This is a genomic window from Buttiauxella sp. 3AFRM03 (assembly GCF_003675305.1).
In the GTDB taxonomy this organism is placed as follows: domain Bacteria; phylum Pseudomonadota; class Gammaproteobacteria; order Enterobacterales; family Enterobacteriaceae; genus Buttiauxella; species Buttiauxella ferragutiae.
On record NZ_CP033076.1, the window covers coordinates 5,028,954 to 5,043,027 of the forward strand.

A 14,074-nucleotide genomic window follows, 5' to 3' on the forward strand; every position below is an offset into this window, starting at 1 on the left:
TGTTATATTTATAATGGTGGGTATTTAGGTTTTTATTATACATACGCATAAAAAAAATGGGAATACACCTACCACTCGCCATATTTCAAGTTCATGCACGTTGGCTGTATTCATTCACCCGACAAATCTTCCGGGAGCAGATATGCCCTGTTTAAGGGCGTATGCGGTTTTTTGGTGCAACAAACTTAGTGCAAACCCCAGCATTGATCACAAATCCAGTATTAAATTTTACTACTGCATAATATTTCTTGTTTTCGTGTTGCGATCCATACACCGCCATAAAACTATGCACTAATTATTCACTTTATGTGAATAGCGTGTATTTGTAACTCATTGATTTTTCAATCACACCTCTGTGCTATTCATTTATATCGCTGGCTGGCACGAAGCGTGCAATCTACATTTACAGCGCAAACACCCAATTATTTAACATTCAAATAACTTTTTATTTACCGTAAGAGGTCGCTATGTCGCAGTCAATTACCCGCCAGAATTTCGACGATTGGATGATGCCCGTTTATGCCCCAGCTTCTTTTATTCCGGTACGTGGTGAAGGGTCGACGTTATGGGACCAGCAAGGCAAAGATTACATCGACTTCGCGGGCGGCATCGCAGTGAACGCTCTCGGTCATGCCAATCCTGAACTGCGCAAAGCGCTGGAAGAACAGGCGGCAAAATTCTGGCATACCGGCAATGGCTACACTAACGAGCCGATTTTGCGTCTCGCAAAACAGCTGATTGATGCCACTTTTGCCGAGAAAGTGTTCTTCTGCAACTCCGGCGCTGAAGCCAACGAAGCGGCTTTAAAGCTGGCGCGTAAATACGCACATGACAACTTTGGCCCGCAGAAAAGCGGCATCGTTGCTTTCAAAAATGCCTTCCATGGCCGCACGCTATTTACTGTTTCCGCTGGTGGACAACCGGCTTATTCACAAGATTTTGCCCCGTTACCACCGCAAATCAGCCACGCGATTTATAACGACCTGCAATCTGCCAGTGAACTGATTAATGAAAATACCTGCGCAGTGATTGTGGAACCGATGCAGGGTGAAGGCGGCGTGGTGCCAGCTGACCCAACATTCCTGCAAGGCTTGCGCGAACTGTGTGATCGTCACAACGCAGTGCTGATTTTCGATGAAGTACAAACTGGTGTGGGCCGTACCGGCGAGCTGTACGCTTACATGCACTACGGCATTACGCCGGATGTGCTTTCAACCGCCAAAGCATTAGGTGGCGGCTTCCCGATCGGTGCCATGCTGACGACTGATAAATTCGCCAAAGTGATGGTGGTGGGCACCCACGGCACCACTTACGGCGGTAACCCGCTGGCGGGTGCGGTTGCCGGGCGAGTAATGGAAATCATCAATACGCCTGAAGTGCTTAATGGCGTGAAACAGCGTCACGCCTGGTTTGTGGAGCGTTTAAACAACATTAACCAGAAGCATCAGTTGTTCAGTGAAGTGCGCGGTCTGGGGTTGTTAATTGGCTGCGTATTGCAACCGCAGTACAACGGAAAAGCTAAACTTATCTTACAGGCTGCTGCGAATGAAGGCTTGATGATGCTGATCGCTGGCGCGAATGTGGTGCGTTTTGCACCGGCATTAATTGTCAGCGAAGGCGAAGTGCAACAAGGGTTGGATCGTTTTGAGCGCGCCTGTGAACGCTTCTTAGCGGGAGAGCAATCATGATGGTTATCCGTCCGGTTGAGCGCGGTGATATATCCGGGCTGCTGGCGTTGGCGGGTAAAACAGGCGGCGGGTTGACCTCGCTGCCTGCGGATGAAAAAACGCTGTCGGCACGTATCGAACGCTCCATTCATACCTGGCAGGGTGGCCTGCCAAAAGGCGAACAGGGCTATGTTTTCGTCCTGGAAGATTCCTCAACCGAACGCGTGGTAGGTATTTGCGCCATTGAAGTGGCCGTCGGGTTAAACGACCCCTGGTACAATTACCACGTTGGCACGCATGTTCACGCTTCCAAAGAGCTGAACATTTACAACGCGTTGCCGACGCTGTTTCTCAGCCATGATCACACCGGTAGCAGCGAGCTGTGCACGTTATTCCTTGATGCTGACTGGCGCAAAGAGGGCAACGGTTACTTACTGTCTAAATCGCGCTTCCTCTTTATGGCAGCGTTTCGCGATCGTTTTAACGACAAAGTGGTCGCTGAGATGCGCGGCGTGATTGATGAACATGGCCATTCACCGTTTTGGGAAAGCCTCGGCAACCGCTTCTTCTCAATGGAGTTTAGCCGTGCAGATTACTTGTGCGGCACCGGGCAGAAAGCGTTTATCGCCGAGTTAATGCCAAAGCATCCTATTTATACCGATTTCCTGTCGGCCGAAGCACGGGCGGTGATTGGTAAAGTGCATCCGCAAACGGCCCCAGCGCGAGCAGTTCTCGAAGCGGAAGGTTTCCGCTACCGCAATTACGTGGATATTTTCGACGGCGGGCCAACGCTGGAATGCGACATCGACAGGGTTCGCGCGATTCGTAAAAGCCACCTGGTGGAACTGGTGATTGGACAACCGGCAACCGAAGAGCTGCCGATGTGTCTGGTCGCCAATGAAAAATATAATGATTTTCGTGCCATGTTGATTAAGGCGAACCCAAAAGGCGACCGCCTGATTGTTGATGCCCAAACCGCTGATGCCCTGAAATGCAGCTCCGGTGATCGGATTCGTTTGGTGCGTTTGTGCCCCGAGGAGAAAAAAGTATGACTCAGTGGATTAATGGACAATGGCTTTCCGGGCAGGGTGAATCACTGCAAAAGCATAATCCGGTGAATGGCGAGTTGCTGTGGGAAGGCATTGCGGCGGATGCGCAGCAAGTCGGGCAAGCGTGTGATGCGGCAAGTGTCGCATTTCCGGCATGGGCGAAACGCCCGTTTTCCCATCGTCAGGCAATTGTTGAGAAATTTGCCACGCTGCTTGAGGCCAACAAAGAAGCATTAACCGTCACCATTTCTCAGGAAACCGGCAAACCGCGCTGGGAAGCGGCCACCGAAATCACGGCGATGATCAACAAAATCGCCATCTCGATTAAGGCTTACCACACGCGTACTGGCGAAACTCACACCGAAATGCCAGACGGCGCGGCTACATTACGCCACCGTCCGCACGGCGTGTTAGCGGTGTTTGGCCCGTATAACTTCCCAGGGCATTTGCCAAACGGGCATATCGTGCCGGGTTTGTTGGCGGGTAACACGATTGTCTTTAAACCAAGTGAACTGACGCCGCTGATTGGCGAACAGGTGATGAAACTTTGGCAACAGGCAGGGGTGCCGGATGGCGTGCTGAACCTGGTGCAGGGCGGGCGTGAAACCGGGCAGGCGTTAGCGCAACAGCCAACGCTCGACGGTTTGTTGTTTACCGGCAGCGCGAATACCGGTTATCAACTTCACCGCCAGTTTGCCGGGCAGCCGGAGAAAATTCTCGCGCTCGAAATGGGCGGAAACAATCCGCTGATCGTCGAAGATCCTCAGGATATCGACGGAGCTGTTCATCTGGTGATTCAGTCGGCATTTGTCACCGCCGGGCAGCGTTGTACCTGTGCGCGCCGTTTGCTGGTTAAACAGGGCGCGCAGGGCGATGTATTCCTGAAGCGTCTGGTAGAAGTGGCGGCGCGTATTCGCCCTGATGCCTGGGACGCCGTACCGCAACCCTTTATTGGCGGGCTAATTTCAGTTCAGGCCGCTGAACGCGTGCTGAGCGGCTGGCAGGAGCATATCGCGCGCGGCGGCAAAGCGTTGCTTGAGCCGAAGCTACTGAAAGCCGGAACCTCGTTGCTAACGCCGGGAATTGTCGAACTAACGGGTGTCGCCAATGTGCCAGACGAAGAAGTGTTTGGCCCGTTGCTGACCGTTTATCGTTATACCGATTTCGACCAGGCGATTGCCATGGCCAATGACACTCGTTATGGGCTGGCGAGCGGGTTGATTTCGCCACATCGTGAGCAATTCGAGCAACTGTTACTGGAAGCGCGAGCCGGGATTGTGAACTGGAATAAACCGTTAACCGGAGCTTCCAGCGCGGCACCCTTTGGCGGCGTTGGTGCATCTGGCAACCATCGTGCCAGCGCCTGGTATGCGGCAGATTACTGCGCGTGGCCAATGGCTACACTGGAAAGCCCGTCATTCCCGCTGCCTGCCACCCTCAGCCCTGGGCTTGATTTTAGCGGTAAGGAATAATCATGAAAGCGCGTGAAGTTAATTTCGATGGACTGGTGGGCTTGACCCACCATTACGCAGGGCTGTCTTTCGGCAACGAAGCTTCCACGAAGCACCAGTTCCGTGTCTCCAACCCGAAGCTTGCCGCGAAACAAGGCTTGCTGAAGATGAAAGCGCTGGCGGATGCTGGTTTTGCACAAGGGGTGATTGCGCCACAAGAAAGACCCAATATTCCTTTGCTGCGCCAGTTAGGTTTTAGCGGCACTGACGCGCAAATTATTGAGCGAGTGGCAAAGCAAGCGCCGCAACTGTTATCGGCAGTCAGTTCTGCTTCATCTATGTGGGTGGCGAACGCAGCAACGGTTTGCCCGTCGGCGGACAGCTTAGATGGCAAAGTGCATTTCACAGTGGCGAATCTTAACAACAAATTCCATCGTGCCAGTGAAGCGCCCACTACTGAAAACGTACTGCGCGCCATCTTCCGTAACCAGCAGCATTTTTCTGTACACGCTGCATTGCCGCAAGTGGCGATGTTTGGCGATGAAGGGGCGGCTAACCATAACCGCCTTGGCGGTGCGTATGGTGAGCCATCCACCCAACTGTTTGTTTACGGCAGGGAAGAGGCCAAAGCCGGACAGGCTCCGGCACGTTATCCCGCTCGCCAGACGCTAGAAGCAAGCCTGGCGGTGGCGCGCCTGAATCAGGTCAAACCTGAATTAGCAGTCTACGCACAACAAAACCCAGCGGTTATCGACCAGGGCGTTTTCCACAACGACGTGATAGCGGTATCTAATCGCGAGGTGCTGTTCTGCCACGAGCAGGCATTTTTGCATCAAGAGGCGCTTTACCAACAGTTGCGTGAAAGAGTGCCTGGTTTTAGCGCCATTGAAGTTCCGGGCGATAAAGTATCGGTGGCGGATGCGGTGGCAACCTACCTGTTTAACAGCCAGTTGCTCAGCCGTGACGATGGCTGCATGACGTTGGTGTTGCCGGAAGAGTCACGCCAGCACGCGGGTGTGTGGCGCTACCTTAATGAAGTGCTGGCGGCAGATAACCCAATCAGTGAACTGAAAGTGTTTGATCTGCGTGAAAGCATGGCGAATGGCGGTGGGCCTGCGTGTTTACGCTTACGCGTGGTGCTCAACGATACCGAGCAACAAGCGGTTAATCCTGCGGTCATGATGAACGACACTTTGTTTGTCACGCTCAATAACTGGGGAGATCGCTGGTATCGTGACCAGTTAACGCAGGCCGATTTAGCCGATCCGCAATTACTGCGTGAAGGACGCGAAGCACTCGATGAACTGACGCGTATACTAGACTTAGGTTCTGTTTATCCGTTTCAGCAATAGCTGGAGGCACAATGTTGGATTTTCTGGCGCAAACCCTGGCAGGGAAAGTGCCAACTCATAGCGCAGGTAAGAATACTCATCTGCATTGGCAATGGTGGGATGAAGGGATTTTGACCCTTATTCCACATCAAAGCGTGGAAAAAACGCTGGTGTTATCGGCGGGCATTCATGGTAACGAAACTGCACCGGTGGAAATCCTCGCGCAGTTAGTGGACAGCCTTCTGGCAGGCAAGATGGCTTTGCAATGGCGGGTGTTGGTGATCCTCGGCAACCCTGCGGCGTTGCGAAGCAACCAGCGTTATCAACACAGTGATATGAATCGCATGTTTGGCGGCGGCTGGCAGCAGTTCCCGGAAAGCGTGGAAACGCAGCGTGCCTGTCGCCTGGAGCATGCGTTAGATCTGTTTCTGGCCGAGTGCGAAGAGACGACTTGCTGGCATCTGGATATGCACACTGCGATCCGCAGCTCGTACCACCCGCGTTTTGGCGTGTTACCGGCGCGCGCTTTGCCTTACGATGAGGAGTTTCTCACGTGGTTAGGCTGTGCCGGTTTGCAAGCGCTGGTGTTTCATCAGGAACCGGGCGGCACATTTACCCATTTCAGTAGCGAGCATTTTAATGCGCAGAGCTGCACGCTGGAGCTGGGAAAAGCACAACCGTTTGGTGAAAACGATCTTAGCCAGTTTGAAGTGACCCGCCAGGCGTTGCAGGCACTGCTGAGCGGTGAAACATCTCCTTGTGCCGAGAGCAAACCGCTACGTTATAAAGTGGCGCAGCAGATCACGCGCCTGAGCGATGACTTTGTGCTGCATATGTCAGCGCAAACGCAAAACTTCACCGGGTTCCCAAAAGGCACTTTGCTGGCTGAAGATGGTGACACGCGCTATGTCGTGAAAGAGGATATCGAGTTTGTTTTATTCCCGAATCCGAAGGTGGCAATTGGATTGCGAGCCGGTTTAATGCTGCGCGAGATATGATTATTTCTGGCCTCGAATTCTGAGGCCAATAAATAATCACCCCTGCTGACAATAAGATGCAGATAATTCTTATTCGATGCTTTATTCAACATTCTAATTACGCTACACTCTCTTCATAATTCCTTTAAAATCATCGCATTGTTATATTCTGTTGCAATTCCTGCCTGCTTTATCCTTATTCTCTCCATAATTGCTGCAAATTTGTTTTTTACCCTTGCAATGCTTTACCGATGCGGACTATTACTTGACGCAGAACACCGTAGACTTAATTTCGTCAACGCGGCAAACCTTGTCGTAATAGAAATCAGAACAGGAATAAACAATATGCGTAAACTAACAGCTCTCTTTGTTGCTTCAACTCTGGCTCTGGGCGCGGCAAATCTGGCTCATGCAGCTGACACCACCACGGCGGCCAAAACGGATGCACCAATGATGCACCATAAAGGTATGCGTGGCGGCAACCACGATATGATGTTTAAGGACCTGAACCTGACCGACGCGCAGAAACAGCAAGTGCGTGACATCATGAAAGAACAGCGCGGTAAAATGGAGCGTCCTTCAGTAGAAGAACGTCGTGCGGCGCACAACATCATCACCAGCGACAGCTTCGATAAAGCCAAAGCACAGGCGCAAGTCGATAAAATGGCTGAACAGAACAAAGCTCGCATGATGGCTCATATGGAAGCGCAGAATAAGATCTACAACATTCTGACGCCGGAGCAGAAAAAACAATTTAATGCCAATTTTGAGAAGCGTCTGACAGAACGCCCTCAACATGAAGGTAAAATGCCTGCAGATCAGGAATAACTGATCGATTGACTTAAGACCGCCGGTTTTGTCCACAAAGCGTTATCGCAGTGGGCAGAACCGGCGGTTTTTTTTTACCCGTCCTGCAACTCGAATTATTTAGGGTAAATATCTTAATCTTCAAATTTTTTGTAGGGTGGATAAGCGCAGCGTCATCCACCATTAACGACTCGCCACTCAGGCTATTTGCTGCGCACTACTCAACATCGAACGAATAAGCTGTTCGAGCAACGGTTGCAGTTGCTGCGCACGATCGCCGCGCCATGCGAATGGCGGCTGTTCATCCATATAATTGCACTGCGCCAGTTCCAGTTGCACCGCGTGGACCCCTTGAGCGGGTTGCCCGTAAGCACGGGTAATGTAGCCCCCTTTGAAACGCCCATTCGCCACCCAGCTAAACTGTTTCTGCGAAGCCGCGCAAGCCACCAGATGCTCTTCAATCAGCTCATCACAACTCTTGCCACCGTTGGTCCCGAAATTGAGATCCGGTAGTTTCCCTTCAAACAAACGCGGAATCTGGCTGGCAATAGAATGCGCGTCAAACAACAGCGCGTAGCCATGCTCGGCTTTCATCCTTTCCAGCTCGCTTTGTAATTGCAGATGATAAGGCTGCCAGATATTGTCCAGCGCTGCTTTGCGCGACTGCTGGCTGGGTTCTTTACCGGGGATAAAAACCGGCGTTCCATCAAACAACGTTTCAGGATACAACCCGGTAGTGGCGGTGGTGTAGAGCGGTTTATCATCGGCGGGGCGGTTTAAATCGATAACCATGCGCGAATAGTTACCGCTAATCACGCTGCCGCCCAACGTATGGATGAAGTCATAAAGTTTTGGGATATGCCAGTCGGTATCTGGCAATGGTTTTGCTGCATCGCTTAACGCCGACTCAACTTCTGGCGTTAGAGCCGTGCCTGCGTGAGGAATGCTGATAAGGATCGGCAGTTTCCCTCGGCTGAAATTAAAAGGTGCTGTCACGTTTCTCTCCCTGATAAATCACGGTGCAGGGCAGTTGCCCCCCTAACCAATAGACTAGTTCTGCAGGACGCGCCACGGGCCAGTGCACAAAGTTAGCAACTTTCCCGCACTCAAGACTGCCGTGGCTTTCACGAATCCCCAAAGCCTGCGCGGCATGCAACGTCACACCCGCCAGCGCTTCTTCAGGCGTTAAGCCAAACAGGGTGCAGGCCATATTCAACATTAAACGTAATGAGAGCGCCGGAGAGGTGCCTGGATTCATATCACTGGCGACCGCCATCGGCACGCCATATTTTCGAAATGATGCCACTGGTGGCTGCTGTTTTTCCCGCAACAGATAAAATGCCCCCGGCAACAGCACCGCAACGGTATTGGCTGCGGCCATTGCTTGTGCGTCAGCCTCGGTGGCGTATTCCAGATGATCGGCAGATAACGCCTGGTAACGCGCCGCCAGGCTACTGCCTGCAAGAGCGGAAAGTTGTTCGGCATGGAGTTTTACCGGCATGCCTAAAGCGCGGGCGGCAGCAAAAACGGTTTCAGTTTGCGCGGGGCTAAAAGCCAGATGCTCGCAAAACGCATCCACCGCATCCGCCAGCTTTTCGGCGGCGACTCGCGGCAGAAGTTGTTCGCAGACTACTTCAACCCATTTGTCGCCATCGCCGCTGAACTCCGGTGGAATGGCATGTGCAGCAAGACAAGTGGCATACACTTCGACCGGCAATGTTTCGCCAAGTTTGCGAATCACGCGCAGCATTTTGATTTCGTTGTCGATATCCAGCCCATATCCTGACTTAATTTCGACTGTCGTCACCCCTTCTTGCAAAAGCTGGTGCAAACGATGACGAGCCGAATTCAGCAGTTCATCTTCGCCAGCCTCGCGCGTGTTGCGCACCGTGGAGAGGATCCCACCACCTTTTGCGGCAATTTCTGCATAGCTCACGCCATTTAAACGCATTTCAAATTCAGCACTGCGATCGCCACCGAACACCAGATGGGTATGACAATCAATAAAACCAGGGGTCAGAATCCCGCCATCAAAATGGTGATGTTCCTGCGCCTTAATGGCAGGGAGTTCGTGACGTGCACCCAACCAGACGATTTTCCCTTGATGCACCGCGATGACACCGTCTTCAATCGTGTGGTACTGCCCGTCTTTCATAGTGACAAGCGATGCGCCACTCCACAGGCTGTCGCAGATGCGAGGGTAGGTCATGACATTCTCCACGTCAGGTTGTATAGACAATTGACTACAACCTAGCGCAGCATATTAAGTTGAGCAACCAGGTTGCGACTAAAGCACCGGACAACTGCTCATTTTGTTGTCCGTCACACAATTTTTTAGCAAACGATGAATTTGGATTGCGTCGGCATGAATTAATCGCTAAATCATTGTCATCGCAAAAGAAGGAATTAAAACTATGCCAGCATTTTTTGCTCCAGTGGTCATGCTCCCGCAAGGTTGGGGGCACAACGTGCGTATTAGCGTCAATGAACAAGGGACGATTACTCATGTCGAGGTTGGCGCGTCTGGTGAGAATGCCACGCTGCTGGCGGGCGTGGTGATTCCTTCTATTTCAAATTTACACTCGCACGCTTTTCAGCGGGTGATGGCCGGGCTGACTGAAGTGGCGGGCGACCCGCAGGACAGTTTCTGGACGTGGCGCGACATGATGTACCGCATGGTGCAGAAATTATCTCCAGAGCAAGTCGGTGCGATTGCCACGCATTTATATATTGATATGCTCAAGGGCGGTTACACGCAGGTCGCTGAATTTCATTATTTACATCATGACGTTAACGGAAAACCGTACGCGTCTGGTGATTTGATGCTACAGCAATTGCTGCTTGCTGCCGATAACAGCGGAATAGGGCAAACGCTATTGCCGGTGCTGTATAGCCATGCGGGCTTTGGGGCGCAGCCACCACAACCCGGTCAGAAAAGATTTATTCAGGATGTCGACCGTTATTTGCGCCAGCAACAAGCACTGGGCACCGCATTACGTCGCTATCCGCATATTAATCACGGCCTGTGTTTCCACTCGTTGCGGGCGGTGACGCAAGAGCAAATGGAAGATGTCCTGGAAGCGAGCGACTATCGCTTGCCGGTGCATATCCATATTGCCGAGCAAGAAAAAGAAGTGAATGACTGCGTGGCCTGGAGTGGTGAGCGCCCGGTGGAATGGCTGTTTAACCGCTTTGCCGTCGATGACCGCTGGTGCCTGGTTCACGCCACGCATTTGTCGGCTGAAGAGTTGACCCAAATTGTCGAAAGCCGCGCGGTGGCGGGCTTGTGTCCGACTACCGAAGCGAATCTCGGCGATGGTATCTTCCCGGCGACGAATTTCATCGCCCAGGGCGGGCATTGGGGAATTGGTTCCGACAGCCATATTTCCGTCAATGCGCTGGAAGAATTACGCTGGCTCGAGTACGCACAACGTCTGCGCGACCGCCGCCGTAACCGGATTGTGTTGCCGGAACTGCCGCAGGTTGGAGAAGTGCTCTGGCGCCAGGCGGCAGTAGGTGGAGCGCAAGCATGCGGGGTGACCATGGGGATGATAGCGACTGGGCAACGTGCCGACTGGTTAGTGCTCGAACGCGATTCGTGGCTGGCAAATATTGCCGATTACGCGCTGATTAACCGCTGGTTGTTTGCTGGACGCAGCGACCAAATTAGAGATGTGTGGGTGGCTGGAAAACAGATAATTTCTGACCGGCAGCACCCGCTCGATGAACAAAGCAACACACAGTTTGCCCAGGTAATGCGCACCCTTCAGGAGTGGTGATGGAATTCTTTGATATACGGAAAGTGCCCGTCAGCTTGTGGCGAAACGGGGCCGGAGAAACCCGAGAAATTTGCTGCTTTCCACCTGCAACGCGTGATTTCAACTGGCGTGCCAGTATCGCTTCAATCGCCAGTAGCGGCGAGTTTTCGGCATTCCCGCAGGTCGACCGTGTTATCACTTTGCTTGAAGGCGGCGAAGTCGTTCTGGATGCCGGAAAGGCGTTTCGTCACACCCTTAAGCACTTTCAGCCGTTTGCCTTTGCCGGGGATTACACCGTAAAAGCCGAGCTGAAACAGGGGATGTCGATGGATTTTAATATCATGACCCATCGTGACCGTTGCCGCGCCAAAGTGCGCGTTGCCGACCGCACATTCACCACTTTCGCCCCGCGTGGCGGCATTGTGTATGTGTTGAGTGGTGAATGGCAACTGGGTGACAAACTGCTGACGCCGGAGCAAGGCGCGTGGTGGCAAGATGGCCGCCACACTTTGCGCTTGCTGAAAACCGAAGGGAAATTGCTGTTTAGCGAAATCACTTACCTCTGACTACTGCTGAAACTCCCCACTAACTGATAACGCGTGCCCGGATACAACAGCCGGGCCACCGTCACCACCTGCGAATGGTGCCAGGTTCGCCGTTGAATCAACAGGCAAGGCTGGCTGGCAGTCACTTCGAGCAGCCCTTGCTGTGTTTCATCCGCCAGCACCGCTTCGACGATATGTTCGCCCGAGGTTAACGGCGCAACCTTGCTCAAATAATGGTGCGGGGTGATGGTGCGGAAATCTTGCTGTAAATAATCTGCGGCCAGCGCCGGATTCACATACCGCGTTTCAAGCTGTACCGCCATATCGTTATCGTAATGAACCAGTTGCGAATAAAACAGCGGCTCGCCAATGTTCACTGAAAAGGCGTGTGCCAGTTTTTCATCGGCTTGCACTTGTTCAAGTACCACGACCTGATTGCGATAATGGTGACCGCGCGCGGCGATCTCCTCGGCAATGCTGCCCACTTCCAGCATTGCGGTATGGCCTTTTTGCTCGGCCACAAACGTCCCGACGCCCTGCATCCGCACCAGCCAACCTTCTCCGGTCAGCTCGCGAAGCGCGCGATTGATGGTCATTCTGCTGACATTGAGCGCATTCACCAACTCAGTTTCCGACGGCACGCGCTGATGAGCAAGCCAGCTGCCGCTGCGAATCTGGCTAATAATTGCCTGCTTAACCCGCAAGTAAATCGGCGCGGGCAAATCACTGATAGCGGCGCGTAGTTGGGCAAGAGGCTGCGTATCTGACATCAACGGTTCCTTAAAAATGGTATTTTGCGGTGAAAGCGGGATCTCGCTCACTGTTCAATAAAAATTACCTATTACCTGCTGGCGGTCATTTGGGTTTATTCGTTAGGTTGTCTATACAACCATATACGTTCATATGAATTGATGCCATCAGGATGTCGCTATGTCACTGCAAAAAAAGCTGTGTTGTCTTACTCCGGGGCGCGTAACGCTCGCCACTCTGCGTGAAATCTACCACGGAAGCGTCACTCTAAGCCTTGATCCGCAGGCGGTTGATGCTGTCGTGAAGTCACAACAAACCGTTGAAGCCATCGTCAACCAAGGCGATGTGGTTTACGGCATTAATACGGGTTTTGGCAAACTGGCGCAAACCACCATTGCCAAAGACCATTTGGCTGAACTGCAACGCAATCTGGTGCTTTCGCACAGCGTTGGGTTAGGGAAACCGTTGCCAGATGACGTGGTACGCCTGGTGATGGCGAGCAAAATTATCAGCTTGGCGCGCGGCCATTCCGGTGTGCGTATGAACGTTATCGACAGCTTACTGCGCCTGTTTAATGCCGGTGTGATGCCGGTTATTCCGGAAAAGGGTTCGGTTGGCGCATCGGGCGATCTCGCCCCGCTGGCCCATCTTTCGCTGATGTTACTGGGCGAAGGAAATGTGCGTATTAACGGCGAAGAAATACCAGCCGTTGCCGGGCTAAAAATGGCGGGCGTCGAGCCGTTAGTGCTCGGGCCAAAAGAGGGGCTGGCGTTACTCAACGGCACCCAGGTTTCGACGGCGCTTGCGCTGCGCGGCTTGTTCGAAGGCGAGAAAGTCTTTGGTGCAGGGCTGGTGGCGGGGGCGTTATCGCTCGAAGCGATTAAAGGTTCGGTAAAACCGTTTGATGCGCGCATTCACGAAGCGCGTGGGCAAACCGGGCAAATTGACGTTGCCGCCGCTGTCAGAGCGTTGCTGGCAGACAGCGAGATTGTCGATTCCCATCAACATTGCGGGCGTGTGCAAGACCCGTATTCCATTCGCTGTGTACCGCAAGTGATGGGCGCATGCCTCGATAACCTGCGCCACGCGGCACGAGTGCTGCAAATCGAAGCCAATGCCGCATCCGATAACCCGCTGGTGTTTAGCGAAACCGGTGAAGTGATTTCTGGCGGCAATTTCCACGCCGAGCCGGTGGCCTTTGCCGCAGATATTATCGCGCTAGCAGTCGCTGAAATCGGCGCGATTTCCGAGCGCCGTCTGGCATTGTTGCTGGATACCGGGCTTTCTGGCTTGCCGCCATTCCTGGTGAAAGAGGGCGGAATTAACTCCGGCTTTATGATTGCCCAGGTCACCGCCGCTGCACTGGCATCGGAAAACAAATCGCTGGCGCATCCTGGCAGCGTTGACAGCTTGCCAACCTCAGCCAACCAGGAAGACCACGTTTCGATGGCGACTTACGCTGCTCGCCGCCTGGGTGACATGTGCTTCAACACCGCCGCTGTGGTGGGCATTGAAGCGATGGCTGCCGCGCAGGGCATCGAGTTTTCGCGCCCGCTGCGCAGCTCACCACTCATGGAGCAGGTGTTCAACGGTGTGCGTGAGCGCGTCGCCTTCCTCGAGAAAGATCGCTTACTGGCACCTGATATTGAAAGCATGCGCCAGTGGGGTGCCAGCGGTGAGTTGCCTGCTGTGATTACTCAACTGTTTCCTTCTACATCGGCCTGAAGCCGGGAGCCACT

At 53.1% G+C, this 14,074-nt stretch carries 12 protein-coding genes; 9 read left to right on the plus strand and 3 right to left on the minus strand.

The window, feature by feature from the left end:
- Positions 1–467 precede the first annotated feature (467 nt).
- From D8682_RS24970 to spy, 6 genes are all read left to right on the plus strand, one after another.
- Positions 468–1,688, plus strand: coding sequence for an aspartate aminotransferase family protein (locus tag D8682_RS24970; RefSeq protein WP_064547587.1), 1,221 nt, complete (start codon positions 468–470; stop codon positions 1,686–1,688).
- Positions 1,685–2,719, plus strand: a complete 1,035-nt coding sequence (astA, locus tag D8682_RS24975; protein WP_064547585.1) for an arginine N-succinyltransferase — start codon at positions 1,685–1,687, stop codon at positions 2,717–2,719. Before D8682_RS24970 ends, astA begins: the two co-directional genes overlap by 4 nt.
- A complete protein-coding gene (gene astD, locus D8682_RS24980) occupies positions 2,716–4,188 on the plus strand; it encodes a succinylglutamate-semialdehyde dehydrogenase (RefSeq protein ID WP_121815432.1) in 1,473 nt (490 codons plus the stop codon). Before astA ends, astD begins: the two co-directional genes overlap by 4 nt.
- A gap of 2 nt (positions 4,189–4,190) precedes the next feature.
- Positions 4,191–5,519: an N-succinylarginine dihydrolase gene (gene astB, locus D8682_RS24985; protein ID WP_121815433.1), complete on the plus strand. Its 1,329-nt coding sequence runs from the start codon at positions 4,191–4,193 to the stop codon at positions 5,517–5,519.
- An 11-nt stretch (positions 5,520–5,530) separates the two neighbouring features.
- Positions 5,531–6,496, plus strand: coding sequence for a succinylglutamate desuccinylase (gene astE / locus D8682_RS24990; protein WP_064547579.1), 966 nt, complete (start codon positions 5,531–5,533; stop codon positions 6,494–6,496).
- Positions 6,497–6,820: 324 nt separating this feature from the next.
- Positions 6,821–7,303 carry an ATP-independent periplasmic protein-refolding chaperone Spy gene (gene spy, locus D8682_RS24995; RefSeq protein WP_064547577.1) on the plus strand — a complete coding sequence of 161 codons (483 nt, stop codon included), beginning with the start codon at positions 6,821–6,823 and terminating at the stop codon, positions 7,301–7,303.
- A 177-nt stretch (positions 7,304–7,480) separates the two neighbouring features.
- Here spy and hutG read toward each other — a convergent pair whose 3' ends face one another.
- A complete protein-coding gene (gene hutG, locus D8682_RS25000) occupies positions 7,481–8,278 on the minus strand; it encodes an N-formylglutamate deformylase (protein WP_121815434.1) in 798 nt (265 codons plus the stop codon).
- On the minus strand, positions 8,262–9,491 hold the full coding sequence (gene hutI, locus D8682_RS25005) for an imidazolonepropionase (protein WP_121815435.1): 1,230 nt from the start codon (positions 9,489–9,491) through the stop codon (positions 8,262–8,264). Before hutI ends, hutG begins: the two co-directional genes overlap by 17 nt.
- Before the next feature lie 205 nt (positions 9,492–9,696).
- Here hutI and D8682_RS25010 point away from each other — a divergent pair, with 205 nt between their 5' ends.
- Positions 9,697–11,061: a formimidoylglutamate deiminase gene (locus D8682_RS25010; RefSeq protein WP_121815436.1), complete on the plus strand. Its 1,365-nt coding sequence runs from the start codon at positions 9,697–9,699 to the stop codon at positions 11,059–11,061.
- Entirely contained in the window at positions 11,061–11,606 is a 546-nt protein-coding gene (gene ves, locus D8682_RS25015; RefSeq protein WP_064547570.1) for an environmental stress-induced protein Ves, read from the plus strand. Before D8682_RS25010 ends, ves begins: the two co-directional genes overlap by 1 nt.
- Here ves and hutC read toward each other — a convergent pair.
- Entirely contained in the window at positions 11,597–12,355 is a 759-nt protein-coding gene (hutC, locus tag D8682_RS25020; protein ID WP_064547568.1) for a histidine utilization repressor, read from the minus strand. The two genes, ves and hutC, sit on opposite strands and share 10 nt — an antisense overlap.
- 160 nt (positions 12,356–12,515) lie before the next feature.
- On the opposite strand from hutC, the gene hutH reads away from it, so the two are divergent.
- On the plus strand, positions 12,516–14,060 hold the full coding sequence (gene hutH, locus D8682_RS25025; RefSeq protein ID WP_121815437.1) for a histidine ammonia-lyase: 1,545 nt from the start codon (positions 12,516–12,518) through the stop codon (positions 14,058–14,060).
- Positions 14,061–14,074 lie beyond the last annotated feature (14 nt).